Annotated in this window: 24 protein-coding genes; 10 read left to right on the top strand and 14 right to left on the bottom strand. The window is 60.9% G+C overall.

The annotated features are described in order from the left end of the window. Nucleotides 1–191: 191 nt before the first annotated feature. From AC1D1M_RS15110 to nhaB, 3 genes are all read left to right on the top strand, one after another. Nucleotides 192–458 carry a hypothetical protein gene (locus AC1D1M_RS15110; protein WP_007983639.1) on the top strand — a complete coding sequence of 89 codons (267 nt, stop codon included), beginning with the start codon at nt 192–194 and terminating at the stop codon, nt 456–458. 286 nt (nt 459–744) lie between these two features. Further along, nucleotides 745–2,034, top strand: a complete 1,290-nt coding sequence (locus AC1D1M_RS15115; protein WP_477776264.1) for an NHL repeat-containing protein — start codon at nt 745–747, stop codon at nt 2,032–2,034. Nucleotides 2,035–2,112: 78 nt separating this feature from the next. Next, nucleotides 2,113–3,615, top strand: a complete 1,503-nt coding sequence (gene nhaB, locus AC1D1M_RS15120) for a sodium/proton antiporter NhaB (RefSeq protein WP_477776265.1) — start codon at nt 2,113–2,115, stop codon at nt 3,613–3,615. 117 nt (nt 3,616–3,732) lie between these two features. Here the strand turns inward: nhaB and AC1D1M_RS15125 are convergent, their stop codons facing one another. Genes AC1D1M_RS15125 through gnd form a run of 3 tightly spaced genes read right to left on the bottom strand, consistent with a single transcriptional unit; the run spans nt 3,733 to nt 7,042 of the window. Further along, entirely contained in the window at nt 3,733–4,554 is an 822-nt protein-coding gene (locus tag AC1D1M_RS15125) for an HAD family hydrolase (RefSeq protein ID WP_477776266.1), read from the bottom strand. Then, on the bottom strand, nt 4,551–6,065 hold the full coding sequence (gene zwf / locus AC1D1M_RS15130; RefSeq protein WP_477776267.1) for a glucose-6-phosphate dehydrogenase: 1,515 nt from the start codon (nt 6,063–6,065) through the stop codon (nt 4,551–4,553). The genes AC1D1M_RS15125 and zwf overlap by 4 nt, the downstream gene beginning before the upstream one ends. After that, nucleotides 6,062–7,042, bottom strand: coding sequence for a phosphogluconate dehydrogenase (NAD(+)-dependent, decarboxylating) (gene gnd, locus AC1D1M_RS15135; protein WP_477776268.1), 981 nt, complete (start codon nt 7,040–7,042; stop codon nt 6,062–6,064). The genes zwf and gnd overlap by 4 nt, the downstream gene beginning before the upstream one ends. Nucleotides 7,043–7,315: 273 nt before the next feature. Between gnd and AC1D1M_RS15140 the strand changes: the two genes are divergently transcribed. Together AC1D1M_RS15140 and AC1D1M_RS15145 are read left to right on the top strand one after the other, a co-directional pair. Beyond that, nucleotides 7,316–7,498: a DUF6026 family protein gene (locus tag AC1D1M_RS15140; RefSeq protein WP_477776269.1), complete on the top strand. Its 183-nt coding sequence runs from the start codon at nt 7,316–7,318 to the stop codon at nt 7,496–7,498. A gap of 201 nt (nt 7,499–7,699) precedes the next feature. Next, on the top strand, nt 7,700–7,909 hold the full coding sequence (locus AC1D1M_RS15145) for a hypothetical protein (RefSeq protein ID WP_007994798.1): 210 nt from the start codon (nt 7,700–7,702) through the stop codon (nt 7,907–7,909). Between the two features lie 76 nt (nt 7,910–7,985). Here the strand turns inward: AC1D1M_RS15145 and AC1D1M_RS15150 are convergent, their stop codons facing one another. The 3 genes from AC1D1M_RS15150 to zapE all read right to left on the bottom strand — a co-directional run bounded on the left by AC1D1M_RS15150 (nt 7,986) and on the right by zapE (nt 10,310). Continuing rightward, nucleotides 7,986–8,477, bottom strand: a complete 492-nt coding sequence (locus AC1D1M_RS15150) for a GNAT family N-acetyltransferase (RefSeq protein ID WP_477776270.1) — start codon at nt 8,475–8,477, stop codon at nt 7,986–7,988. A gap of 117 nt (nt 8,478–8,594) precedes the next feature. After that, entirely contained in the window at nt 8,595–9,176 is a 582-nt protein-coding gene (locus AC1D1M_RS15155) for a DinB family protein (protein WP_477776271.1), read from the bottom strand. A 15-nt stretch (nt 9,177–9,191) separates the two neighbouring features. Next, nucleotides 9,192–10,310, bottom strand: coding sequence for a cell division protein ZapE (zapE, locus tag AC1D1M_RS15160; protein ID WP_477776272.1), 1,119 nt, complete (start codon nt 10,308–10,310; stop codon nt 9,192–9,194). Nucleotides 10,311–10,469: 159 nt separating this feature from the next. Between zapE and AC1D1M_RS15165 the strand changes: the two genes are divergently transcribed. After that, entirely contained in the window at nt 10,470–11,522 is a 1,053-nt protein-coding gene (locus AC1D1M_RS15165; RefSeq protein ID WP_477776273.1) for an aldo/keto reductase, read from the top strand. Between the two features lie 114 nt (nt 11,523–11,636). On the opposite strand, the gene speB is transcribed toward AC1D1M_RS15165, so the two are convergent. Together speB and AC1D1M_RS15175 are read right to left on the bottom strand one after the other, a co-directional pair. Continuing rightward, nucleotides 11,637–12,596 carry an agmatinase gene (gene speB / locus AC1D1M_RS15170; RefSeq protein WP_477776274.1) on the bottom strand — a complete coding sequence of 320 codons (960 nt, stop codon included), beginning with the start codon at nt 12,594–12,596 and terminating at the stop codon, nt 11,637–11,639. 16 nt (nt 12,597–12,612) lie between these two features. Further along, nucleotides 12,613–13,704 (bottom strand): polyamine ABC transporter substrate-binding protein, encoded by a 1,092-nt coding sequence (locus tag AC1D1M_RS15175; RefSeq protein WP_477776275.1) that lies wholly within the window; start codon nt 13,702–13,704, stop codon nt 12,613–12,615. A 101-nt stretch (nt 13,705–13,805) separates the two neighbouring features. Here AC1D1M_RS15175 and AC1D1M_RS15180 point away from each other — a divergent pair, with 101 nt between their 5' ends. From AC1D1M_RS15180 to AC1D1M_RS15190, 3 genes are all read left to right on the top strand, one after another. After that, nucleotides 13,806–14,699 (top strand): LysR family transcriptional regulator, encoded by an 894-nt coding sequence (locus AC1D1M_RS15180; RefSeq protein ID WP_477776276.1) that lies wholly within the window; start codon nt 13,806–13,808, stop codon nt 14,697–14,699. 164 nt (nt 14,700–14,863) lie between these two features. Then, nucleotides 14,864–15,970 carry an enoyl-CoA hydratase/isomerase family protein gene (locus tag AC1D1M_RS15185; RefSeq protein WP_477776277.1) on the top strand — a complete coding sequence of 369 codons (1,107 nt, stop codon included), beginning with the start codon at nt 14,864–14,866 and terminating at the stop codon, nt 15,968–15,970. A 3-nt stretch (nt 15,971–15,973) separates the two neighbouring features. Then, nucleotides 15,974–17,125 (top strand): acyl-CoA dehydrogenase family protein, encoded by a 1,152-nt coding sequence (locus tag AC1D1M_RS15190; protein ID WP_477776278.1) that lies wholly within the window; start codon nt 15,974–15,976, stop codon nt 17,123–17,125. Nucleotides 17,126–17,249: 124 nt separating this feature from the next. On the opposite strand, the gene AC1D1M_RS15195 is transcribed toward AC1D1M_RS15190, so the two are convergent. From AC1D1M_RS15195 to AC1D1M_RS15220, 6 genes are all read right to left on the bottom strand, one after another. Next, nucleotides 17,250–18,023 (bottom strand): enoyl-CoA hydratase, encoded by a 774-nt coding sequence (locus AC1D1M_RS15195; RefSeq protein WP_477776318.1) that lies wholly within the window; start codon nt 18,021–18,023, stop codon nt 17,250–17,252. Nucleotides 18,024–18,053: 30 nt separating this feature from the next. Beyond that, nucleotides 18,054–19,181, bottom strand: a complete 1,128-nt coding sequence (locus tag AC1D1M_RS15200) for an acyl-CoA dehydrogenase (protein WP_046042095.1) — start codon at nt 19,179–19,181, stop codon at nt 18,054–18,056. A 139-nt stretch (nt 19,182–19,320) separates the two neighbouring features. Continuing rightward, entirely contained in the window at nt 19,321–20,514 is a 1,194-nt protein-coding gene (locus tag AC1D1M_RS15205; protein ID WP_477776279.1) for an acetyl-CoA C-acyltransferase, read from the bottom strand. Nucleotides 20,515–20,526: 12 nt separating this feature from the next. Then, nucleotides 20,527–21,288 (bottom strand): SDR family NAD(P)-dependent oxidoreductase, encoded by a 762-nt coding sequence (locus AC1D1M_RS15210; protein WP_477776280.1) that lies wholly within the window; start codon nt 21,286–21,288, stop codon nt 20,527–20,529. Between the two features lie 16 nt (nt 21,289–21,304). After that, nucleotides 21,305–22,969, bottom strand: coding sequence for an AMP-binding protein (locus tag AC1D1M_RS15215; RefSeq protein ID WP_477776281.1), 1,665 nt, complete (start codon nt 22,967–22,969; stop codon nt 21,305–21,307). 137 nt (nt 22,970–23,106) lie between these two features. Then, nucleotides 23,107–24,030 (bottom strand): carbon-nitrogen hydrolase family protein, encoded by a 924-nt coding sequence (locus AC1D1M_RS15220; RefSeq protein ID WP_477776282.1) that lies wholly within the window; start codon nt 24,028–24,030, stop codon nt 23,107–23,109. A gap of 84 nt (nt 24,031–24,114) precedes the next feature. On the opposite strand from AC1D1M_RS15220, the gene AC1D1M_RS15225 reads away from it, so the two are divergent. Beyond that, nucleotides 24,115–25,023, top strand: coding sequence for a LysR family transcriptional regulator (locus AC1D1M_RS15225; protein ID WP_477776283.1), 909 nt, complete (start codon nt 24,115–24,117; stop codon nt 25,021–25,023). Nucleotides 25,024–25,031: the final 8 nt, after the last annotated feature.

Genomic DNA, 25,031 nt, shown 5'->3' on the forward strand with positions numbered 1-25,031 from the left:
ACCTAACGACTCTTTCCTTTCATTCAGCTTTCAATGTCAGGCTCATTCTTGAGCCTGTGAAATAAATTGGAAATTTCTTTTGATTGTGTGTGACCCAAACCCCGGTTGCGGGCATCAGTACAAGTAACCAGCCGAACGGTAAGCCCAACCGTCGGCACATCACTTGATTGGGCATACAGAGAGAAGACCCTATGAACGCCCCGCTGCGTATCAACGAAGCACTTCTGATTGCCGACCGCGCATTTAAACCATTCAAATGCGTGGCCTGGGCTCCACAAGACGGAAATGGTGAACTCAGCCTGACCGTTATCGACCGCACCAGCACCAGCATTGGCCGCAAGCAGATCCCAAGCAGCGCTTACTCCGATCCCGCACAGCTCGAACTGCTGCTGGAACAGGCCCGCGCCGAATTGAGCCAGGAAGGTTACACACTGCAGTCGTGGTCGATGCCGCACTAATTGTTTTGCGGATTACTCCGGGGTAATCCGCGCCCTCCCCCTGTCATTAGTTGGGCTGATCGTTCTCGCCCATCCGCACTAATTGCCCCCGCAAGTTGGAACTTTTGTGCACCCGGTACTTTGCAGGCTCGCCATTGGTTCGAAAAGACACTGTTGTGGCACGCTGCGACTCTCCGTTTGTTAGTTCTCACCGTTGTGCATCTCCCCATTCAGGGATTGAATATTCTCCCTACATAGTCGCCACCCAAACTTCTGGATCAAGACGACTCGCAAGGAGATGCGGCGCATGTCAATCCAGTCCGCTTTTGCCTACCCCGTCACCCGGAACAACCCCGGGACCCTCGATACGACGTTTGCCGCCAACGGCAAAACCCAGGTGTATTTCGCCGACAGCCTTTCCAGCCTGGCCTATGGCGTTGCGATCGATGCGCAAGGTCGCTTGCTGGTAGCAGCAAAAGTCGGCATGGCCGATGGCAGCCGCTTTGGTTTGGCTCGCTTGCTGGAGGATGGTTCCGCAGACCTCGCGTTCGGTAAACAAGGCAGTGTCATCGGGCAATTCGAACCGGGGTTCGAAGCCATGGGCGCCAAGGTTCTGGTCATGCCCGACGGCAATATCCTGTTGGCCGGGCTGCACTACGAAAACGCGCACCGTACGCTCCCGGCCCTCGCATTGCTGGATCAGCAGGGTCGCCTGGTTCAGAGCTTTGGCGATAATGGCCACTGCGTCGTGCGATTGCCTGGCGGTCTGTCCCTGGGCATCCGCGATGCCTGGCTGCCTCCCGGTGTGCCGGGCGCAGAAGCCTGCGATGTCGACGTACAGCAAGACGGCCGGATCCTGATCCTGGCCAACCATCACTACGAACTGGCCGATCACGTCGGTCTGTTGATACGGCTGGATGTCGAAGGCTCGCTGGACTGCTCGTTCAATGGCCACGGCTTTGTGGTGGTCAGGCACCTGCTGATGAATACCTGGCTCAGCAGCCTGACGGTACAACGTGATGGCCGAATTCTGGTCGGTGGATCGATCAACTTTCCTGAGGAAGGCTTGCTGGCGCGCTATCACCCGGACGGGCGCCTCGACGACCGTTTTGCCGTGGATGGATTCATGACCTTCAAGGCGCAAGGGCATGGCGCCCGAGTCAGTCAAGTGGTCCAGCAAAACGAAGGCGACATCCTGTGTTTTGGCAGCAGTTGCGAGCCGATGCGCTGCCTGACATTTAAAATGCACAGCAACGGCCGACCCGACAATCATTGCAACCGCGGACAACCGCAGCGGCTGGAAATCGGTCATAGCGGATGCCACTGGATCGCCGCGCAGTTACAGCCCGATGGCCGTGTGCTGACGGCGGGTGCAACCATCGGCGGCGTTGAAGCAGACTTCATACTCGGGCGATACCTGCCCAATGGCCATCGTGATGCCCGCTTTGGCGCAGGCTGTGGCTATACGCGGACCCGCCTCGGCCCCAGCCTGGATACTGCCACCTGTGTCGCGATGCAGGCCAATGGAAACATCGTAGCTGGCGGCTATTCGTTGCATGGAAGTTACAAGGCAGTCGTCGCGCGCTTTCTGGGCTAAACCGATGCATTTTTCCTGCGCTTGATCTTCTCGCCCTCTTACGGCAACTTGCGCGCTTCTTAAAACAAGGAGCAGCCGATGTCCGGTTCAATGGCCCAGGCGTTCGCGCACAACTTTCTCGGGAACTCGCCCCGTTGGTATAAGGCCTGCATCGTCGGCTTTCTGATTCTCAATGCCCTGGTGCTGTGGACTGCGGGCCCGGTGGCGGCCAGCTGGCTGCTGGTGCTGGAGTTCATCTTTACCCTGGCCATGGCGCTCAAGTGTTATCCGCTGATGCCCGGCGGCCTGTTATTGATTGAAGCCCTGCTGCTGAAGATGACCACGCCCCAGGCGCTATACGACGAGTTGCTGCACAACTTCCCGGTGATCCTGCTGCTGATGTTCATGGTGGCCGGTATCTATTTCATGAAGGACTTGTTGCTGTACCTGTTCTCGCGCCTGCTGCTCGGGGTTCGCTCCAAGGCCCTGCTGGCCCTGATGTTCTGCTTTTTGTCGGCCTTTCTGTCGGCGTTCCTCGATGCCTTGACCGTGACCGCCGTGATCATCAGTGCCGCCGTAGGTTTTTACTCGGTGTATCACCGCGTGGCCTCGGGCAACGATCCGCGTCAGGACAGCGAGTTCAGCGACGACAAACACCTGCCCACCCTGCATCAGGGTGATCTCGAGCAGTTTCGCGCGTTTCTGCGCAGCCTGCTGATGCACGGTGCCGTGGGCACCGCACTGGGCGGTGTTTGTACGCTGGTCGGTGAACCGCAGAACCTGCTGATAGGCCATGAAATGGGCTGGCACTTCTCCGAGTTCTTTACCCAGGTTGCGCCGGTATCCCTGCCGGTACTGGTTGCCGGGTTGGTCACGTGTGTCCTGCTGGAAAAGCTGCGCGGGTTCGGATACGGCACGCTGCTGCCGGATAACGTCCGTGCGGTGCTGGCCAACTACGCCGCCGAAGACAATGCCGAGCGCACCACGCGCCAACGCGCAGCGCTTCTGGTGCAAGGCTTTGCCGCATTGATTCTGATTGCCGGGCTGGCGTTTCACATCGCCGAAGTGGGTTTGATCGGGTTGATGGTGATCGTGTTGATCACCGCCTTTACCGGCATCACCGACGAACACCGCCTGGGCACCGCGTTCAAGGACGCCATGCCGTTCACCGCCTTGTTGGTGGTGTTTTTCGCCGTGGTCGCGGTGATTCACGATCAGCAACTGTTCGCCCCGCTGATCCACTGGGTGCTGACGCTTCCGGCTGACCAACAGCCGGGCATGCTGTTCATTGCCAACGGCCTGCTGTCCGCCATCAGCGACAACGTGTTCGTGGCAACCATTTACATCACCGAAGTGAAGCGCGCCTTCATGGCGGGTGAGATGACCCGTGAGCATTTCGAGACGCTGGCCATTGCGATCAATACCGGCACCAACCTGCCGAGCGTGGCGACGCCCAACGGCCAGGCGGCGTTTCTGTTCTTGCTGACCTCGGCGATCGCACCGCTGGTGCGCCTGTCTTACGGGCGGATGGTCTGGATGGCATTGCCGTACACCGTGGTGATGGGCTTGCTCGGGTGGTATGCGGTGAGTTACTGGCTCTGACACCGCCGAGCCCTGTGGGAGCGAGCTTGCTCGCGATTGCTGCCTGACATTCAACACATTTGGTGACTGACATGGCCTCATCGCGAGCAAGCTCGCTCACACAAAGGGTTTGCGTTGTTATCGAGGGAGAATGTATTGCTCAATCGCCTGCGCCGCACCGTCCTCGGTATTGGCGTCAGTGATCACATCGGCCTGACGCTTGACCGCCTCCTCCGCCTGTCCCATGGCGATCGACAACCCGGCAACCTGGAACATCGCCGGGTCATTACCGCCATCCCCGATTGCCGCTGTCTGATCCAGCGGCACGCCGAGATACTTGGCCAGTGTCGCCAATGCCGCGCCCTTGTTGGCTGACATGGCGGTCACATCCAGGTACACCGGCTGCGAGCGTGAAACCTGCGCCTGACCTGCCACGTGCGGCAGCAGCCGCGCTTCAAGTTCGATCAACAATTCGGTGTTGTTGCTCGCGGCGACGATCTTGTCGATACGCTCCAGGTACGGCTCGAAACTGTCGACCACTACCGGCGGGTACCCCAAACCATGCTGCTCTCGAGGCACCATCGGCCCGTGCGCATCCTTCACCAGCCAATCGCCGCCACTGAACACCCATACCTCGACATCAGGCAGGTCGCAAAGCAGCGTCAATGTGATTAACGCGGCCGTCGCCGGCAAATAGTGCGCGACCAGCAAGCTACCGTCCGGATTGACCAGCGTCCCGCCATTGAAGGCCGCCGTCGGCAGGTCGACGCCCAGGGCTTCAATGACTTGCAACATGGCTTTGGGTGGACGGCCGGTGGCCAGGCTGAACAAAACGCCCGCCTCGCGCAACGAGCGGACCGCGTCGATAGTGCGCTGACTCAGGCTGTGATCGGGCAGCAGCAAGGTGCCGTCCATGTCACTGAGCAGAAGACGGATGGGCCGTTGTGTGACTTCCCTCATCCGAGGCGGTGCCAGACGCGACCGTCACGGGCGAGCAACTCTTCGCCGGCCTTGGGGCCGTTCTCCCCGGCGGCATAACTCTGCACGCTGGAATCCTGCTGCCAGGCATCCAGGAACGGCTGCACGGCGCGCCAACCGTTTTCGATGTTGTCAGCGCGCTGGAACAGCGTCTGGTCGCCGGTCAGGCAATCGTAGATCAGGGTTTCGTAGCCGGTGGACGGCTGCATCTCGAAGAAATCCTTGTAGGCAAACCCCAGCTCGATGTTGTCCATCTTCAAGGCCTGACCGGGGCGCTTGGCCAACAGGTCGAACCACATGCCTTCGTTGGGCTGGATCTGTATCCGTAGATAGGTCGGCTGCAACTCGTCGACCTCGGTATCACGGAACTGCGCATAGGGCGCCGGCTTGAAGCAAATCACGATCTCGGTGTCACGCACGCTCATGCGCTTGCCGGTGCGCAGGTAGAACGGTACGCCGACCCAGCGCCAGTTATCGATCATGACCTTGAGGGCCACATAGGTTTCGGTATTGCTGTCGGGCGCGACCTTGTCTTCCTGGCGATAGCCCGGCAGTACCTTGCCGTCGATTTCACCCGCGGCGTATTGGCCGCGCACCGAGTTGGCACGGGCCTCTTCGACTGTCCAGGGCCTGATCGCGCCGACGACCTTGGCTTTCTCGCCGCGCACCGCATCGGCGCCAAACGCGGCGGGAGGCTCCATCGCCACCATCGCGAGCAACTGGAACAGGTGGTTGGGCACCATGTCCCGCAGCGCGCCGGTGTGCTCATAAAAACTGCCACGGGTTTCCACGCCGACGGTTTCGGCGGCGGTGATCTGCACGTGATCGATGTAGTGATTGTTCCAGAACGCTTCGAACAGGCTGTTGGAGAACCGGCTGACCAGAATGTTCTGCACGGTCTCCTTGCCCAGGTAATGATCGATCCGGTAGATCTGCTTTTCCGTCATCACCTTGAGCAAGCAGGCGTTCAAGGCCTCGGCCGTTTGCAGGTCGGAGCCGAAGGGCTTTTCGATAACCACCCTTCTGAACGCCTCGGGGGTTTCCTCCAGCAAGCCGGCGGCACCGAGGCGGCGTGCCACTTCACTGAAGAAACGCGGCGCGGTAGCCAGGTAGAACACCGCATTGCCGGTTCCGCTGTCGGCGATTTTCGCCGCCAGCGCTTGATAAGTGCTGTCGTCCAGAAAATCGCCCTGGACGTAGCTGATGCCTTTGGCAAGTCTGGACCAGACCGCTGGATCAAGGGTGTGGTCACCCTTGCCAGCCATCTCGTTTCGAATGAAGTCTTCGAGCTTTTGCGCAAAGCCTTCATCGCTGATGGCGTTGTGGTCAACGCCGATGATCCGCAGTCCATCCCCGAGTAAGCCGTTGCGCTTGAGGTTATACAGCGCCGGGACCAACAGGCGCTTGACCAGATCACCGTGGGCGCCAAACAGAAACAGCGTCGTCGGTGGTGCGGGCTCAGCCTTGGATTTCCTGCGGATCACATGGGTCATTTTTTCGAGGTCTCCACGTGGCCGCCGAAACCGAAGCGCTGGGCCGAGAGAATCTTGTCGCCAAAGGTGCCTTGCCCACGCGAGCGGTAGCGGGAGAACAGCGAGTTCGACAGCACCGGCACCGGCACCGCTTGCTCCATCGCGGCTTCGATGGTCCAGCGACCTTCACCGCTGTCGGCCACTTCGCCTGTAAACCCTTCGAGTTTCGGATCGCTGGCCAGGGCGTCGGCCGTCAGGTCGAGCAACCACGAGGACACCACGCTGCCACGACGCCAGACTTCGGCGATGTCGGCGACGTTCAGGTCGAAACGCTGATCTTGCGGCAGGCTCTCGCTGTTTTTGGTTTGCAGGATGTCGAAGCCTTCGGCGAAGGCCTGCATCATTCCGTACTCGATGCCATTGTGGATCATCTTCACGAAATGCCCGGCGCCAGCGGGACCGGCGTGAATGTAGCCACGCTCGGCACGATCGTCGTCAGACTTACGGTCCTTGGTGCGCGGGATGTCGCCCAGGCCCGGGGCCAGGGTTGCGAACAGCGGGTCGAGGCGCTTAACGGTCTCGGCATCGCCGCCGATCATCATGCAGTAACCGCGCTCCAGGCCCCAGACGCCGCCGGAGGTACCGACGTCGATGTAATGCAGGCCTTTTTCCGACAGGGTTTTCGCCCGGCGGATATCGTCCTTATAGAAGGTGTTGCCGCCGTCGATGATGGTGTCGCCGGCTTCGAGCAAGGTGCTCAGGGTGTCGATGGTTTCTTCGGTCGGCGCGCCGGCCGGCAGCATGACCCAGATCGCACGCGGCCTGGCCAGGCCAGCGACCAGCGCTGGCAGATCGGTGACGCCCGTGGAGCCTTCGGTGGCCAGGGCTTCGACAAAGGCGGTATTGCGATCGTAAACAACGGTGGTGTGCCCGTTGAGCATCAGGCGCCGCGCAATATTGCCGCCCATGCGGCCCAGTCCAATAATCCCGAGTTGCATGTGCTGATGCTCCCTACTACAAATAAAAGTGTGTCAAAGGTTATAGCCCAACGCGACTCATGAGGTTAGTCCAGAGCGTTGGCGTGAAGTTTCCGGGCATTGTGCCCGATCCTGATGGATAACGTCGGGAATCAAACCGAAGACACAACGACCATGAAAAATAAAAAAGTTCCCTTCGGGGGCAAAAGAAATCAAAATTGGCGCCGATAGTAGATCAGCCGTTGATTTTCGAGGCGGTTCTACAGTTGAGACACGCCATTTGCGAGGTGAGCAATGGGCACAGTACACACCGCACTGCCAGCACAAACCCTTTACGTCACAATCCGTCGCGATGAATTGCGTCAGTTGAAGGACGAACGCGATCAATTGAAGCAGGAGTTGGCGCAGTTGCGACTGCTGCTGCAAGCCGGTCAGATACAGCCCTTGGCTGTGACGCAACGCGCCCCACTCGCCTGACCCCCTCCTTTCAAGCGGGAGCAGTCTGCACTGCTTCCGCACCGGCTCGCGACCTTCTCCGAGCAGGCTTCCCGCGCTAGCCATGAAGGCCGTTGGTGAAGTTGATTCCCATTTAACGGATTCGGCGGATAATGCCATTTCGACACTGCTTCATTGATTCATGGACGAAAGGCATCCGACATCTGTAGTGGGAGGCAAACCATGAAACGCACCGCATTGATCCTCGCCGGCCTGATGGCCTTGGGCGCATCCAGCGCTTTTGCCGAAGGCGGAGCCGAACGCATGCGCTATTACTACGAAAGTCTGCGACTGGCCCAGCAACAAGCCCTGGGCCACCCCATCCAAAGCACCGAGTTGCGGGTTCCGGACGATCAAACCGCACAAATGACTGAAACCTACAGACCGAAATGATCCATGGACCTCTGACTTCTACGGTCGGAGAAGATTGTCGGGCGTCCTGATGGACGCCCTTTTTTTGCCTGTTGAATCAGAGGCTCTTGATCCAGAACAGCATCCGTCCATGGGCCGGGTCGAACATGCCGGGGGCAAAACCGGCTTTTTCATAGGCCCCCTGGGCCACAGCGTTGCCTTCCAGCACTTCCAGGGTGAGCTTGCAGCAGCCACGCTGACGGGCGATGTCCTCGACTTTTTGCAGCATTTTCTGGCTCAAGCCCAGGCCGCGAAATTTTTTCACCACCGCCACATCGTGCACATTGACCAGCGGCCGGCAGGCAAAGGTCGAGAATCCCTCGAAGCAATTGACCAGCCCGGCCGGCTCGCCACCGACAAAGGCCAGCACACTGAAGGCGTGGGGACGCCGGGCAAGCTCTGCCGGGAGTTGCTCCAGTACATTGGCCGGCAACGGCTGGCCGCCCCCCATCGGGTCCTCGGCGTAGTGGTTCAACACCAGACAAATAGCCTCGGCATGCACCGGATTGGTGTAACTGGCCTGAAGCACAAGAATTTCTGCGGAGTCCATTTCCATCCTCGATCACACATGAAGTAGCCCACAGCATGTATTTCACGCTGAGGTGCCGGCAGACCATAGCGCGAGCACCGTGGTATCGACAATCGCAACCGCAGAAATCTTTGGCGCTCATGCGCCCCAGATCAATGCTTCCGTCCATCCCAGTTCGGCAAAGTCCTCGGCCCGCAAGTGCGATTCACCGGCGCAGAAAAACTCGTCGAGTTGCGGTGGCATGACCGAAGTGCCGCTGAGCATGGCGTGAACCTGCCCTCGATGATGGATCTGGTGTTCAAACAAATGGGACAGCAGACGCAATCGGCTATCGTGTTGCGGGGTGTCGCGGGCGATGGTCAGGATTTTGCCGAGGTCGGCGTCGCGCATCTGCTCACAGTAGGCGATCAGCCGGCGGTCGACGTGGGCCTGTTCGCCAACGAGGTCCGTCGCCATGAGGCAGGGCTCGTCTTCCTTGAAAAACACACGACAATCGGGATGCGGATCGTCGCCACGCAATTCGCGCTCCAGGGCGTCCACATAAAACCAGTCACAGGTGAGGATGTGGTTGAGCGTGGCACGGATTGTGGGGAAGAAGCTGACCCGTGGCGCGGTCAGTTCCTGCGGGCTCAACTGACGCCAGGCCTTGGCCAGTCGGTGATTGGCCCAGGCGTTCTGATAGGCCATGGTCAGCAAATGGTGCGACAGGGGCTGGTTCATGTTCGCTGCTCCCGATCAAACTTCGGCAAACCGCTGCAGTTGCATTTCCTGTAATCGACTGAGGGTGCGGCGGAACGGGAATTCCAGATAACCCTCGGTGTAAAGCGATGCCATTGGCACTTGCGCTTCAAGGTACAGCGGCACCTTGCGGTCGTAGCACTCGTCCACCAGGGCAATGAAGCGTCGCACACCGTCGTCATGCACCGACAACTGCGGCAACTCGCGATCCCCCGCCTCCACCCGCTCGACACCGTCCTCGGTGCCGCGGGCAATGCGCCCGGCGCGTTTTTGTGCGCTGAGGTTGGGCACGTCACTTAACAGAATAGCGCCGTAGGTATCGCACAGGGCTATGAAATCCATGGCTGCGAAGGGTTGTTCGCACAGCGCGGCGTAACGGGTCCAAAGCACGGTCGGGCTGGACTTGACCACCTCAAGGGAACGGTAACCGACCTTGACCGGCTCGCTCGATACTGACTGGCCGACGCTTAATACCTGGAACACTTCATCCAGCGCGCCGGGCCTGCCGGGCTCGGCCACCCAATAACGTTGCGAACCGGCCCCCGGATGCAGGCGATGGTCTTCCCCGCCATCCACGGCAATCACCTGCATGTGCTGCTTGATCGCCGCGATGGCGGGCAGGAAACGGTCGCGATTGAATCCGTCGGCGTACAACTGGTCCGGCGGCAGGTTTGAGGTGCAGACCACCACCACGCCCTGTTCGAACATCACCTGGAACAGGCGCCCGAGAATGATCGCGTCGCCGATGTCATTGACGAACAGCTCGTCGAAACACAGCACGCGAACCTCTTCGGCCAATTCACGGGCCAGTGCCTTGAGCGGATCGGCGGTGCCGGTCAGTTGAAACGAGCGCTGATGCACCCAGCCCATGAAATGGTGAAAGTGCTGGCGCCGCGCCGGTACTCGCAGGCTTTGGTAGAACTGGTCCATCAGCCAGGTTTTACCCCGCCCGACAGGCCCCCACAGGTACACGCCGGAAATGGGCGAGCGGCCTTCGTGCAGCGCTTCGTAGCATTTTTGCAGCGCCCACACGGCATGTTCCTGGGCCTCGTCCTGGACGAAGCCCTTTTGTTCAATGGCATGCTGCCAGGCGCTTAAGGGGGAATCGATAGTCATGGGCGGCAGTATGCCATTGCGCATGAATAACGTGACCAGTGATCGGCAGTTTTATGCAGGAAGGAAAAGCGTCTTGACGCATTAGATTACTAGTATCATATTTAATAGATGTTACTGGAAATCTATTAAGCCTCGTCGCCATCCCTCTGGAGTCATCCCATGCATTACAAAGTTTTCGGTCGTAAAACCGGCTTGCGGGTTTCCGAACTGGCGCTGGGCGCCGGTAATTTCGGTACCGGTTGGGGCCATGGTGCCGAGCGAGACGAAGCCAGGCGCATTTTTGATGGCTACCTGGAAGCCGGCGGCAATTTCATCGATACCGCCAATGGCTATCAGGGCGGGCAGTCCGAGGCCATGCTCAGCGAATTCATCGCCGCAGAACGGGATCGCCTGGTCATCGCCACCAAATACACCCTCGGGACTACACCGGCGGCCGGCATTTCCCACACCGGCAACAGCCGCAAGAACATGGTGCGCGCCGTCGAAGAAAGCCTGAAACGCCTGAAGACCGAGCATATCGACCTGTTCTGGGCCCACATGAGTGACGGCGTCACGCCCATGGAAGAGATCCTGCGTGGCTTCGACGATCTGGTCAGTGCCGGCAAGATTCATTACGCCGGACTGTCGAACTTCCCCGCGTGGCGCATCGCCCGCGCCGACCTGCTGGCCGAGGTACGCGGTTTTGCGCCGATTGCTGCGATCCAGGTCGAATACAGCCTCGCCGAACGCACCGCCGAGCGCGAACAACTGCCGATGGCCGAAGCCCTGGGTCTGGCCGCGACGTTGTGGTCGCCGCTGGGTGGCGGCTTCCTGACCGGTAAATATCGCAACAGTGAAGGCGACAACCGCGCGAACAAGCTCGGCGTGCTGATTCACGCTGAAAAAAGCGCCCGCGAAACCGCTCTGCTTGACACCTTGATCGACGTCGCCGCAGCACTCGATGCCAGCCCGACCCACGTGGCCATCGCCTGGCTACGGGAAAAGGCCAGGCGCTCGACCACGGCACTGATTCCGATCCTCGGTTCCCGGACACGCGAGCAACTGGACGCCACGTTGGGCGCGCTGAATGTGCAATTGAGCACCGAGCAACTGGCACGACTGGACGGCATCAGTGATGTGGCCAAAGGCGTGCCGCACGAATCCATTTCCGGCTCGTTCGCACGGTTCAGCGGGGGGCAGATCCTCGACCTGCCAGCCCTGCCAGTCGCCTGACACCCATCAAAACTGTGGGAGCGAGCTTGCTCGCGATGAGGCCCTGCCAGCCAACAGAGATGTTGAATGCAAGACCGCTATCGCGAGCAAGCTCGCTCCCACAGGGTTTGTGTACTACATATCGACCTTATGTTTTGCCGCATACAGACATAGCATTTCCATCGCCAGCGTCGCCGCCGCCAGTGACGTGATCTCTGCGCTGTCATAGGCCGGAGCCACCTCCACCACGTCCATGCCCACCAGATTGATCCCCCGCAGACCGCCGAGAATCTCCAGCGCCTGCACCGTGCTCAAGCCGCCGCACACCGGAGTTCCGGTGCCAGGGGCGAAGGCCGGATCGAGGCAGTCGATGTCGAAGGTCAGGTACACCGGATTGTCGCCGACCCGCGCGCGAATCGCCTCGACAATCGCTTCGCAGCCACGGCGATGGACCTGGCGCGCGTCGAGCACTTGAAAGCCCTGGTGATCATCGTTGGTGGTGCGCAAGCCGATTTGTACCGAGCGCGACGGGTCCACCAGCCCTTCCCGGGCCGCGTGCCAGAACATGGTGCCGTGGTCGATGCGCTTGCCCTCTTCGTCCGGCCAGGTGTCGCTGTGGGCGTCGAAGTGGATCAGCGACAAAGCCCCGTGCTTGCGGGCATGGGCCTTGAGCAGCGGATAAGTGATGAAATGGTCGCCACCAAAAGTCAGCATCGCCGTGCCGGCGTTGAGGATGTGCTCGGCGTGGGCCTCAATCAATTCGGGCGTCGACTGCGGCGAGCCATAATCGAAATCGCAATCGCCGTAGTCGATGACCGCCAGGTGATCGAACGGATCAAACGTCCACGGCCAGTGCCGTTCCCAGGCGATCCCGGCAGAGGCGGCGCGGATGCCCCGTGGTCCGAAGCGTGCGCCGGGGCGGTTGCTGGTGGCGGTGTCGAACGGCACGCCACTGACGGCCACATCAACGCCACGCAGGTCGCGACTGTAGCGGCGACGCATGAAACTGGTGATACCGGCGTAGGTACTTTCGGCGGCCGTGCCGTATAGGCTGTCACGGGTAAGGGCTTGATCGTTCTGCATCGGGACGTCCATTGATGTTTCCTTTTTATTATTGGCGGCTACGGAAAGTGGTCCACAGTCGGGTGCGTTGACGCATGTCCTTGAGGTCCATGCTGCGGTCGGCGTACAGCCGTTCCCGCACGTCGGCCAGCGGGTAGATGTCCGGATCGGTGCGCACCGCTTCATCCACCAGCGGCGTGGCGGCCTGGTTGGCGGTGGCGAAGAACAAGGTGTTGGTCAGTGCTGCCACGGACTCGGGGCGCAACATGAACTCGATAAAGGCGCGGGCGGCTTCGGGGTGTGGCGCGTCCTTGGGGATGGCCAGGTTGTCCTGCCACACGAGCGTGCCCTCCTTGGGAATCCGGTAGGCAATTTCATAGGGTTTATTGGCCTTGCGTGCCTGGTCGGCAGCCATGCTCGCGTCGCCGTTGTAGGTCAGCGCCAGGCACACGCTGCCATTGGCCAGATCGCTGATCTGCCGCCCGGTGGCGACGTACAGCACGTTCGGCTGTAGCTGATGCAGCAACGCCTCGGCGGCTGACAGATCGCTCTTGTCCGTGCTGTAGGGATCTTTACCCAGATAATGCAGCGCCAGCCCGATCACCTCCTGGGGCGAGTCAAGAATGGCGATGCCGCAGTCCTTCAACTTGCTCGCGTATTCGGGTTTGAACAGCATATCCAGGCTGTTGAGCGGCACATCCGGCAAGCGCAGTTTCACCGCCTCGACATTCATCCCCAATCCCAAGGTGCCCCAGGTATAAGGCACGCCAAATCGGTTGCCCGGGTCGACAGCGGCGAGTTTTTCCAGCAAGTCCGGATCGAGGTTGGCGTAACCCTTGAGACCTTCGTGGGGAATCGGTTTCAACGCCCCGGCGGCAAGCCCCCGGGCCAGCACGCTGGAGGACGGCACCACCACGTCATAACCGCTGCCGCCGGTGAGCAGCTTGGTCTCCAGTACCTCCGAAGAGTCAAAGGTGTCGTAGCGCACATGGATGCCGGTTTCCTGCTCGAACCGTTGCAGGGTTTCAGGGGCCACGTAATCGGCCCAACTGTACAGATTGACCACCTTGTCCTCGGCCTGGGCCGAAACGGTAACGGCGAGCAACAGCGCGGGTAAACACAGCTTGAACTTGGGAGCCATGACGAACACCTGACTAGAGGAAGTGGTTGCAGGATGCGTCGTCGGATACATTGGTAAAATACCAAGTTAATTAACCTGACTTTATGACGGAGTAATGTTTGATGCTCGGCCAACTGCACGATCTGGATCTGCAATTGTTGCGTCTGTTTGTCAGCGTGGTGGAGTGCGGCGGTTTCAGCGCAGCCCAGGGCGAGTTGGGGTTGAGCCAGTCGAGCATCAGCCAGCAAATGGCCAAACTGGAAACCCGTCTCGGCTATCGCTTGTGCAGTCGCGGCAAGGGAGGGTTCCGGATCACGCCCAAGGGCGAACAACTCCTCAGCGCCACCCGTGGATTGTTCGAGTCCATCGAAGCCTTCCGTCATCAATCCAACGGCGTGGCCGGACGCTTGATCGGCGAAGTGCGCCTGGGTCTGTCCGAAGCCCTGGATCAATCGGTGCTACAACGGGTGGCCGAGGCGATCCGGCGCTTCCGTGAGCGCGACGAGTCGGTGCGCATCGAACTGATCAGCGCCATGCCCGGCGAGATGGAGCGCTTGTTGCTGCAACAGCGACTGGACCTGGCCATCGGCTATTTCTCGCAAGTGCAAAGCGCGTTTGACTACCGCCAATTGTTCATTGAAATCCAGCATCTGTATTGCGCCCCCGGCCACCCGCTGTTCACCAACCCGGCCCCCGACGATCAGGATCTGCAGGCCTGCGACCGGGTCGATCACCCGTACCGTTTCCTGCGCAGTGACGAACCCTTCCAGGGCAAGTTGTGTTCGGCGCGCTCCGAACAAGTCGAAGGCACCCTCGCCTTCATCCTTTCCGGCAAGCATGTCGGTTATTTGCCCAGCCACTTCGCCCATGCCTGGGAGGACAAGGGTTTGCTCAAAGCCGTACGCCGAGGCGACATGAGTTTCGATGTCGCGTTTCATCTGGCCCGGCACCGGGCGCAGGTGGCCGGCGAGGCGCAGAAGGCGTTCGAAGAGGATCTGCTCGCGGCGTTTGCCTGAATTCGCCGTGGTCTACGCTGTAACAATATCGGACATCAGCATGCAAAAATGCACAGATATCCTGCACTTATCCGGGTTGTACAAGGCAAATTTGCACTGATACGATCCGCCATCGCTCGCGCGCGAGCATCTCGATAAAGAACAATAAAAGCAGGGAGTTAGTGATGACTGCTCAGGTTTCAACGAAGGGGACTCAGTCCATGGATGCCATGCAAAACGAAGTGCTGGCCGAGGTTCGCAACCACATTGGTCATCTGACCCTCAACCGCCCCGCCGGCCTCAATGCCCTCACCCTGGACATGGTGCGCAACCTGCACCGCCAGCTCGACGCCTGGGCCCAGGATTCACAAGTGCATGCCGTAGTCTTGCGCGGTGCCGGCGAAAAAGCCTTCTGCGCCGGCGGCGACATTCGCTCGCTGCATGACAGCTTCAAAAGCGGCGACACCCTGCACGAAGATTTCTTCGTCGAGGAATACGCCCTCGACCTCGCGATCCACCACTACCGCAAACCAGTGCTGGCCCTGATGGATGGTTTTGTCCTCGGCGGCGGCATGGGTCTGGTGCAGGGCGCAGATTTGCGCGTGGTCACCGAAAAAAGCCGTCTGGCGATGCCGGAAGTCGGCATCGGCTACTTCCCGGACGTCGGCGGCAGTTACTTCCTGCCGCGCATCCCCGGTGAACTAGGGATTTACCTCGGCGTCAGCGGCGTACAAATTCGCGCTGCCGATGCGCTGTACTGCGGCCTGGCCGACTGGTACCTGGAAAGCGACAAGCTTGGCGTCCTGGACGAGAAACTCGACCAGCTCGAATGGCACGACACGCCGCTCAAGGACCTGCAAGGCTTGCTGGCGAAGTTCGCCGTACAGCAACTGCCTGATGCGCCACTGGCGACTTTGCGCCCGGCCATCGACCATTTCTTCGCCCAACCCGACGTGCCGAGTATTGTGGAGCAACTACGTCAGGTCACGGTCGCCGACAGCCATGAGTGGGCCGTTACCACCGCCAACCTGCTGGAAACCCGCTCGCCGCTGGCCATGGCCGTGACCCTGGAAATGCTCCGTCGCGGACGCGAGCTGCCCCTTGAACAATGTTTCGCCCTTGAGCTGCACCTGGACCGCCAGTGGTTCGAGCGCGGCGACCTGATCGAAGGCGTGCGCGCCTTGCTGATCGACAAAGACAAGACACCACGCTGGAACCCGCCCACCCTCGAGGCGCTGGACGCCGAACACGTGGCGAGCTTCTTCAGCGAGTTTGACCAGAGCGGGAGCTGAACCATGCACGATATCGAATTGASCGAAGAGCAASKCATGATYCGCGACATGGCCCGGGATTTTGCCCGCGGCGAAATCGCGCCCCATGCCCAGGCCTGGGAAAAGGCCGGCTGGATCGACGACGGTCTGGTGGCAAAGATGGGCGAACTGGGCTTGCTGGGCATGGTGGTTCCCGAGGAATGGGGCGGCACCTATGTCGACTACGTCGCCTACGCCCTGGCCGTGGAAGAAATCTCCGCCGGCGACGGTGCTACCGGCGCTTTCATGAGCATCCACAACTCCGTGGGATGCGGGCCGGTGCTCAACTACGGCAGCGAAGAACAGAAACAGACCTGGCTGGCGGACCTGGCCAGCGGAAAGGTCATCGGCTGCTTCTGCCTGACCGAACCCCAGGCCGGTTCCGAGGCGCACAACCTGCGCACCCGCGCCGAACTGCGCGACGGCCAGTGGGTGATCAATGGCGCCAAGCAGTTCGTCAGCAACGGCAAGCGCGCCAAGCTGGCGATTGTGTTTGCCGTGACCGATCCGGACCTGGGCAAACGTGGCATCTCGGCGTTCCTGGTGCCGACCGACACTGCCGGTTTTATCGTTGATCGCACCGAACACAAGATGGGCATCCGCGCTTCCGACACCTGCGCGGTGACCCTGAACAACTGCACCATTCCTGAGGCTAATCTGCTCGGCGAGCGCGGCAAGGGTCTTGCCATCGCCCTGTCCAACCTCGAAGGCGGGCGAATCGGCATCGCAGCTCAGGCACTGGGCATTGCTCGCGCGGCGTTCGAAGCGGCGCTGGCCTATTCCCGTGACCGGGTGCAGTTTGGCAAAACGATCAACGAACACCAGAGCATCGCCAATTTGCTGGCCGACATGCACATGCAGTTGAACGCCGCGCGACTGATGATCCTGCACGCCGCACGCCTGCGCACGGCCGGCAAACCCTGTCTGTCGGAGGCGTCACAGGCCAAGCTGTTTGCGTCGGAAATGGCGGAAAAGGTCTGTTCGTCCGCCATTCAGATTCATGGCGGCTATGGCTATCTGGAAGACTATCCGGTGGAGAAGTACTACCGGGATGCGCGGATCACGCAGATCTACGAAGGGTCGAGCGAGATTCAGCGGATGGTGATTGCCCGCGAACTGAAGAACTACTTGGTGTGAAGGCCTAAAAGCATCGCGAGCAAGCTCGCTCCCACAGGTTCCGAGGGTGTACACAATATGTGTGAACGACCGAGAACACTGTGGGAGCGAGCTTGCTCGCGATAGCGTCAGCAGGAACGCCGCATTACTTACCTTGGAATTCAGCCTCACGCTTGGCAATAAACGCCGCCATCCCTTCCTTCTGATCCTGCGTCGCAAATGCCGCATGGAACACCCGACGCTCAAAGCGCACGCCTTCGGCCAGGCTCACTTCAAAGGCACGGTTGACGCTTTCCTTGACCATCATCGCAATCGGCAACGACTTCTTGGCGATCAACGCCGCGACTTTCAGCGCTTCATCCAGCAGTTCATCGCTCGGCACGATACGCGCCACGATGCCGCAACGCTCCGCTTCCACGGCATCGATCAAACGCCCACTCAGGCACATTTCCATGGCCTTGGCCTTGCCCACCGCACGGGTCAGGCGCTGAGTGCCGCCCATGCCCGGCAGCACGCCGAGGTTGATTTCCGGCTGGCCGAATCGGGCGTTGTCGCCGGCCAGGATAAAGTCGCACATCAACGCCAGTTCACAACCGCCACCCAGGGCGAAACCGTTGACCGCCGCGATGATCGGCTTGCGGCGGTTGGCCACGCGATCGCTGTCGCTGAACAGGTCGTCGATGTAGATCTGCGGATAGGTCAGCTCGGCCATTTCCTTGATGTCGGCACCGGCGGCGAAGGCTTTTTTCGAACCGGTCAGGACGATACAGCCGATGTTCGAGTCAGCCTCGAAGCCATCCAGGGCCTGGTTCAGCTCGCTGACGATCTGCGCGTTCAACGCGTTCAGCGCTTGTGGCCGGTTGAGGGTAATCAGGCCCACGCGGCCGTGGGTTTCCTGCAAAATCGTTTCGTAGTTCAGCTCTTTGTCGCTCACAGGGGGGACTCCTTCTTATAAATTGCGCGAAATGACCATGCGCTGAATATCGCTGGTGCCTTCGTAGATCTGGCAGACCCGCACGTCGCGGTAGATCCGTTCCAGCGGAAAGTCGTTGAGGTAACCGTAACCGCCAAGGGTTTGCAGCGCCGAGGAGCATACCTTCTCGGCCATTTCCGAGGCGAACAGTTTGGCCATCGACGCTTCGACCAGGGCCGGTTTGCCACTGTCGCGCAGGGCGGCGGCGTAGTGCACCATTTGCCGCGCCACGGCGATCTGGGTGGCCATGTCCGCCAGGCGGAAGGCCACGGCCTGATGTTCGATGATCGGTTTGCCGAAACTCTCGCGTTCACGGGCATAGTCGCGGGCCGCTTCGAACGCGGCGCGGGCCATGCCCACCGATTGCGAAGCGATGCCGACGCGACCGCCTTCAAGGTTGGCCAGGGCAATCCTGTAGCCTTCTCCTTCCTCGCCCAAACGGTTGGCCAGCGGCACCTTCACGTCTTCGAAGAGTATCTGGCAGGTGTCGGACGCATGCTGACCGAGCTTGTCTTCGACCCGTGCAACGGTGTAGCCCGGCGAATCGGTCGGCACGATAAAGGCGCTGATGCCGCGCTTGCCCGCGCTCGGATCGGTCACCGCAAACACGATCACCACCCCGGCATTCTGCCCGGAGGTGATGAACTGCTTGCAGCCGTTGAGCACGTAGTGATCGCCTTCCAGGCGCGCACGGGTTTTCAGGCCGCTGGCGTCGGAACCGGCCTGGGGTTCGGTCAGGGCGAAAGCGCCGAGCATCGCGCCGCTGGCCAGCGGTTTGAGGAAGCGCTCTTTCTGCTCATCCGTGCCGTAGTTGAGGATCGGCACGCAACCCACGGAGTTGTGCACGCTCATGATGGTCGAACAGGCGCCATCGCCGGCGGCGATTTCTTCCAGGGCCATGGCGTAGGCCAGGTAACCGGTGTCGCATCCGCCCCACTGCTCCGGCACCAGCATGCCGAAGAAGCCCAGCCCGGCCATCTCGCCGATGGCTTCCTTGGGAAAGCGATGCTCGCGATCCCATTCGGCGGCGAACGGTTTCAGCCGTTCCTGGGCAAAGTCCCGGGCCATGTCGCGGATTTGTTGTTGGTCGTCATTGGGGATCATGGTGAATCCTTGAATCAAGCTAAATGCGGTCCCTGTGGGAGCGAGCTTGCTCGCGATAGCGGTGGGTCAGATAGCAATAAAGTTGACTGACACGGCCTCATCGCGAGCAAGCTCGCTCCCACAGGGATTGGTGTTGGCCTCAGTAGAGGCATTCCACAGCCATGGCCGTCGCTTCACCGCCGCCGATACAAATCGCTGCAACGCCGCGTTTCAGGCCTTTCTGGCGCAGGGCCGAAAGCAGGGTCACCAGTATTCGCGCACCGGACGCCCCGATCGGGTGACCGAGGGCGCAAGCACCGCCGTGCACGTTGAGTTTCTCGTGGGGAATTTCCAGATGAGTCATCGCGGCCATGCCGACCACGGCGAAGGCTTCGTTGACTTCCACCAGATCGACGTCATTGAGCGACCAGCCGGTTTTCTTCATCAGTTTCTTGATTGCGCCAATCGGTGCCACCGGGAACAGTCCCGGCGTATCGGCGAACGCGGCGTGGCCATGGATTACCGCCAAGGGTTTCAGGCCTTGCTTCTGTGCCTGCGACTGGCGCATCAGCACCAGCGCGGCCGCACCGTCGGAGATCGAACTGGAGTTGGCCGCCGTCACCGTGCCGCCTTCGCGGAACGCCGGCTTCAACGAGGCGATCTTGTCCAGCCTGGCTTTTGGCGGCTGCTCGTCATTGCTGATCACCACCTGCTCTTTGCCGACCATCACCGTCAGCGGCACGATTTCATCCTTGAAGCTGCCGTCCTTGATCGCCTGCTGCGCGCGGGTGGTCGAGGCGATGGCGAACGCGTCCTGGGCTTCACGGCTGAAGCTGTTGGTTTCGGCGCATTCTTCGGCGAAGGTGCCCATCAGGCGGCCCTTGTCGTAGGCGTCTTCGAGGCCGTCGAGGAACATCGAGTCCTGCACCCGGCCATGGCCCATGCGGTAGCCGGCACGGGCGCGGTCCAGCAGGTAAGGCGCGTTGGACATGCTTTCCATGCCACCGGCGACCACCACGTCGGCACTGCCCGCCACCAGCATGTCATGGGCCAGAATCGCCGCTTCCATGCCGGAACCGCACATCTTGTTCAGGGTGGTGCAGCGGGTCGATTTATCCAGCCCCGCGCCCAGCGCCGCCTGACGCGCAGGGGCCTGGCCAAGGCCGGCCGGCAGTACGCAGCCGAACAACACTTCGTCGACGCTATCACTGGCAACGCCGGCACGTTCGACGGCGGCCTTGATGGCGGCCGCACCGAGTTGTGGCGCAGTCAGGCTTTTCAGTTCGCCCTGAAAACCACCCATCGGGGTGCGGACGGCGCTGACGATGACAATCGGATCGTTGGATTGAGTCATGACAAATCCTCCTTACTTGGCGGCCATGCGCAAGGCACCGTCGAGACGGATTACCTCGCCGTTGAGCATGCAGTTTTCAATAATATGCTTGACCAGCCCGGCATACTCGCTCGGTTTGCCCAGACGCGGCGGGAACGGCACGCCAGCGGCCAGGGAATCGCGGACTTCCTGAGTCATGCCGGCCATCATCGGCGTCTCGAAGATGCCGGGGGCGATGGTCATCACACGGATGCCGAAACGCGCCAGTTCGCGGGCCGCCGGCAAGGTGAGGCTGACAATCGCACCTTTTGACGCCGAGTACGCCGCCTGGCCGATCTGACCGTCGTAGGCCGCAGCAGACGCGGTGTTGATGATCACGCCGCGCTCGCCATCGGCATCCGCTTCAGTTTCCGCAATCGCCGCTGCCGCAAGGCGCAGCATGTTGAAGCTGCCGATCAGGTTGACGTTGATCACCTGACTGAAGCTGGCCAGCGCGTGCGGACCGTTCTTGCCGAGAATCTTCTCGCCACGCACGATGCCGGCGCAGTTGACCAGACCGTTGAGGCCGCCAAAGGCCTTGACCGTCGCCTGCACGGCCGCTTCGGCCGCCGCTTCGTTGCTGATGTCCGCCACCACGCTGTGCGCGCCAAGGCGCTGGGCCTGGGCTGCAACGGCTTCGGCGTTCATGTCCACCAGCATCACTTTCGCGCCAGCGGCAACCAGCACCTCGGCGGTGGCTGCACCGAGGCCGGAAGCGCCACCGGTGACGATAAAAATCTTGTTCTCGATCTGCATCATTGTTTCCCTGGATTCAAGCTGGAACGTTCTTCGCCGCGGCCTCTTGAGCCTTGGCGATTTCCTGGTTGCGCAAGATAAAGCGCTGCAATTTGCCGCTTGGGGTTTTCGGCAACTCGCTGACAAATTCGATTTCACGGGGGTACGAGTGCGCCGCCAGACGCTTGCGCACGTGTTGCCGCAGCTCTTCGGCCAACGCAGGTTCTGCACGGTATTGAGGGCTGAGCACGACGAACGCCTTGACCAGTTCGGTGCGCTCCGGATCGGGTTTGCCAACCACGGCGGCCTCGACCACGGCAGGGTGTTCGATCAGCGCACTTTCCACGTCGAACGGACCGACCCGGTAGCCGGAGGTGGTGATCACGTCATCGCTGCGACCGACGAAGCTGATGCTGCCGTCCGGGTTCCACTCCACGGTGTCGCCACTCATGTAATAGTTGCCGACAAAGGCCTTGGTCGGCCCGCCTTCGTAGCCGGCGAACCAGCACATCGGCGACTGGCTGCGGTCAATGGCCAAAATGCCCGGATGGCCAACGCCGAGTTCCTTGTACTCGTCGTCGAGCACCACAATGCGGTGGCCCGGCGAGGCAAAACCGGCGGCGCCCATGTGAATCGGATGCTCAAGGCCGTGGTGGTTGCACAGCACCATGCCCAGTTCGGTCTGCCCGTAGTGGTCGTGGATGACCACGTCGAGGTTGTCGGCGAACCAGCGGATCACTTCCGGGTTCAGCGGCTCGCCGGCGCTGCTGACGATACGCAGTTTGCCCTTGATCGATCTGGCGAACTCATCGCCGCCGGCAATCAGCAAGCGGTAGGCCGTCGGCGAACCGGTGAGGTTGGTGATCCCGTACTTGTTGATTACCCGGCAGGTGCTTTCGAGGGTGAACGGACCATCGTAAAAGGTGATCGGATGCCCCATGGACATCGGCCCCGTGACACCGAAATAAATACCGTAGGCCCAACCCGGATCGGCGACGTTCCAGAACGCGTCTTCCGGGCGCAGATCCACCGCGTCGCGGGTGTAGCCCTGGAACGCAACGATGGCCTTGAGCGGCACCGACAGCGCCTTCGACGGGCCGGTGGTGCCCGAGGTGAACATCAGCAGGAACGGATCTTCCCCGGTCAGCAGCACCGGTTCGCAGTCGGCGGAATAATTGGCCAGTTCGGCCCAGAAACTGAAATCGCCGCGAACCAGGCCCTGCCCTTTGGCGCCGGTGACGGTAACCGTGGTCGGGCAATCGGCGACTTCGGCCAGTTTCGGCCGGTTCACCGCATCGGTCACCACCACTTTGGCGCCAGAGCAGCTCAGACGGTGCTCGATGGCTTTGGGGCCGAATGCGGTAAACAGCGGTTGATACACCGCGCCGATGCGCCAGGCGGCGAACACGGTGATCAACAGTTCGATATTGCGTGGCAACAGGCCGGCGACCTTGTCGCCTTTCTTCACGCCCTGGGCCAGCAGGTAATTGGCGAAACGCGCGGCCTTGTCCTGCAAGTCGGTGAAGGTGTAAGCCACACCGGTGCCATCGCGTCCTTCCCAGAACAGCGCGATGCGGCCCGGCAAGGCATGCCGGTCACAGCATTCGACACAGGCGTTGAGGGCCGTCAGATTGCCTGCGAGTGCGGCATCGACGGTGTGCTGATAATTGAACTGAGAAGTAGCAGACAAGTAATCGCGCATTGCCAGAATCCCTCTGTGTTTTTTATTAGGTTGGGGGGAACCGTAATCAACAGGGAAATACTCGCTCTGCGCGGGTTACCGGGCAATGGTCAAAGTTATCAAGTTGCATGACTGCTTTGGCCAAAGCCCGCAGGGCATCAGGAGGTGAAGCGCACTCCGGGTTTGGCCAGTTCGTCCACGGTCAGTTCGAACACATCCGGCCGGGCGTAGTGGCCGACCACGTCATAGTCGTAGCGGGCGCGTACCAGGTCATCCGTGTCGATTTGCGCATTGAGCAGACCGGCGCTATCACGCAACGGTCCGGCAAGAATGTCGCCCATGGGCCCTACGATCACGCTGCCGCCAGCAATCAACGGCCGATCCGCCGGCCAGTTGGCGATCTCCCGGCCTAGGGCACGGGGCGATGCCTGGACCTGACAGGCACTGACCACGAAGCAGCGCCCCTCATGGGCAATGTGGCGCATGCTGACCTGCCACATCTCCCGCTCGTCCACGGTCGGCGCACACCACACCTCCACGCCTTTGGCGTACATCGCCGTGCGCAACAGCGGCATCATGTTTTCCCAGCACACCACCGCGCCGATGCGCCCGACCTGGCTGTCGATCACCGGCAAGGTCGAGCCATCGCCCTTGCCCCAGATCAGCCGTTCGGTGCCGGTGGGCATCAGCTTGCGGTGTTTGGCCACCAGCCCGGCCTGCGGATCAAAGTACAGCGCGGTGCAGTACAACGTGCTGCCGGCGCGCTCGATTACGCCGATCACCAGATTGGCCCCGGTGCGTGCAGACAGCGCCGCCAGCGCCTCGGTTTCCGCGCCGGGTACGTCGATGGCATTGGCAAAATAGCGGGCAAAGGCTTCGCGACCTTCCGGCAAGCGATAACCCAGTTGCGTACCAAAGCCCTCGCCTTTGGGATAACCCCCCAGCAGCGCTTCGGGCATTACCACCAAGGCGGCGCCGGATTCGATGATCGCGTTTTCATAGGACAGGATCTGTTCCAGGGTTTCAGCCTTGCCACCGGGCAAGGCGCCGATTTGCAGGGCCGCAACGATTGACTTGGGCATCTCGAAAACTCCACTCGCATCAGGTGTTGCTCATTCTCCGGCGTCACGTGATCATCAATAAAGACCGATTCACTGCTGAATGATATGAACCAAATGAATATCACCGACATCGACCTCAACCTGCTCAAAGTCTTCGAAGCGCTGCACGAAGAGTCCAGCGCCAGCCGTGCCGCGTTGCGCCTGGGCGTGACGCAATCGGCCGTCAGCGCGGCCTTGCGTCGGTTGCGCGAGGTGTATGGCGATCAGCTATTCGTGCGCACCGGACGAGGCCTGGCCCCCTCGCTCAAGGCCAATCAGCTCAAACCGGTGGTCAGTGATGCCTTGAACAAGTGCCGGCAGAGCCTGGCGATGGTCGATCCGGCCGCGCAACAGTACGAAGGTCGCTCGGTCACTGTGGGAATGTCGGATGATTTCGAGATTGCCTACGGCCGGCGGCTGATCGAAGAAATCGCCTGTAGCGCGCCGAAACTGCGGCTGATTTTCCGCCAGACCCACAGCCAGATCGTCGCCCAGGCGCTGATGGAGCGCAGCATTGACCTGGCGATTACCGCGGGCGGGTTTGCCGAACGGCTACTCAGCCGTCAGGTGCTGGGGGAAGGTGGTTATTTGTGCCTGGTGGACCCGTCGACCCTGGTCGAGGGCCAGCAGAGCATCGGTCTCGAGGAATTTGTGGCCCGCGAACACATTCTGGTGTCGTCCGGCGGTTTTATCGGGATTACCGATGAAGGATTGGCGGCGCTGGGGCTCAGTCGGCGAGTGTGCGCCTCGACCACGCATTTTGCCGCGTTGCCGCATTTGCTCAAAGGCAGCCGGGCGGTGGCGACCATTCCGGCCCATGCCGCCCAAAGCATCGCAACACTCAGCGGGCTGGCGCTGCTGCCCTGCCCCCTGGCCTTGCCGCGCTACCCGATCGAACTGGGCTGGCGCACCAGCACCCAGCTCGACCCGGTGCTATTGAAAGTGCGCGAGGCGATTGTCGCGAGCTTCGCCTGACGGCCGAT

Source organism: Pseudomonas sp. P1_F7 (assembly GCF_056405655.1).

What these genes read in the sequence shown, in the direction of transcription:
- AC1D1M_RS15110 (WP_007983639.1), top strand. Translation starts at nt 192, where the DNA reads ATGAACGCCCCGCTGCGTATCAACGAAGCACTTCTGATTGCCGACCGC.
- AC1D1M_RS15115 (WP_477776264.1), top strand. Translation starts at nt 745, where the DNA reads ATGTCAATCCAGTCCGCTTTTGCCTACCCCGTCACCCGGAACAACCCC.
- nhaB (WP_477776265.1), top strand. Translation starts at nt 2,113, where the DNA reads ATGTCCGGTTCAATGGCCCAGGCGTTCGCGCACAACTTTCTCGGGAAC.
- AC1D1M_RS15125 (WP_477776266.1), bottom strand. Translation starts at nt 4,554, where the DNA reads ATGAGGGAAGTCACACAACGGCCCATCCGTCTTCTGCTCAGTGACATG.
- zwf (WP_477776267.1), bottom strand. Translation starts at nt 6,065, where the DNA reads ATGACCCATGTGATCCGCAGGAAATCCAAGGCTGAGCCCGCACCACCG.
- gnd (WP_477776268.1), bottom strand. Translation starts at nt 7,042, where the DNA reads ATGCAACTCGGGATTATTGGACTGGGCCGCATGGGCGGCAATATTGCG.
- AC1D1M_RS15140 (WP_477776269.1), top strand. Translation starts at nt 7,316, where the DNA reads ATGGGCACAGTACACACCGCACTGCCAGCACAAACCCTTTACGTCACA.
- AC1D1M_RS15145 (WP_007994798.1), top strand. Translation starts at nt 7,700, where the DNA reads ATGAAACGCACCGCATTGATCCTCGCCGGCCTGATGGCCTTGGGCGCA.
- AC1D1M_RS15150 (WP_477776270.1), bottom strand. Translation starts at nt 8,477, where the DNA reads ATGGACTCCGCAGAAATTCTTGTGCTTCAGGCCAGTTACACCAATCCG.
- AC1D1M_RS15155 (WP_477776271.1), bottom strand. Translation starts at nt 9,176, where the DNA reads ATGAACCAGCCCCTGTCGCACCATTTGCTGACCATGGCCTATCAGAAC.
- zapE (WP_477776272.1), bottom strand. Translation starts at nt 10,310, where the DNA reads ATGACTATCGATTCCCCCTTAAGCGCCTGGCAGCATGCCATTGAACAA.
- AC1D1M_RS15165 (WP_477776273.1), top strand. Translation starts at nt 10,470, where the DNA reads ATGCATTACAAAGTTTTCGGTCGTAAAACCGGCTTGCGGGTTTCCGAA.
- speB (WP_477776274.1), bottom strand. Translation starts at nt 12,596, where the DNA reads ATGGACGTCCCGATGCAGAACGATCAAGCCCTTACCCGTGACAGCCTA.
- AC1D1M_RS15175 (WP_477776275.1), bottom strand. Translation starts at nt 13,704, where the DNA reads ATGGCTCCCAAGTTCAAGCTGTGTTTACCCGCGCTGTTGCTCGCCGTT.
- AC1D1M_RS15180 (WP_477776276.1), top strand. Translation starts at nt 13,806, where the DNA reads ATGCTCGGCCAACTGCACGATCTGGATCTGCAATTGTTGCGTCTGTTT.
- AC1D1M_RS15185 (WP_477776277.1), top strand. Translation starts at nt 14,864, where the DNA reads ATGACTGCTCAGGTTTCAACGAAGGGGACTCAGTCCATGGATGCCATG.
- AC1D1M_RS15200 (WP_046042095.1), bottom strand. Translation starts at nt 19,181, where the DNA reads ATGATCCCCAATGACGACCAACAACAAATCCGCGACATGGCCCGGGAC.
- AC1D1M_RS15205 (WP_477776279.1), bottom strand. Translation starts at nt 20,514, where the DNA reads ATGACTCAATCCAACGATCCGATTGTCATCGTCAGCGCCGTCCGCACC.
- AC1D1M_RS15210 (WP_477776280.1), bottom strand. Translation starts at nt 21,288, where the DNA reads ATGCAGATCGAGAACAAGATTTTTATCGTCACCGGTGGCGCTTCCGGC.
- AC1D1M_RS15215 (WP_477776281.1), bottom strand. Translation starts at nt 22,969, where the DNA reads ATGCGCGATTACTTGTCTGCTACTTCTCAGTTCAATTATCAGCACACC.
- AC1D1M_RS15220 (WP_477776282.1), bottom strand. Translation starts at nt 24,030, where the DNA reads ATGCCCAAGTCAATCGTTGCGGCCCTGCAAATCGGCGCCTTGCCCGGT.
- AC1D1M_RS15225 (WP_477776283.1), top strand. Translation starts at nt 24,115, where the DNA reads ATGAACCAAATGAATATCACCGACATCGACCTCAACCTGCTCAAAGTC.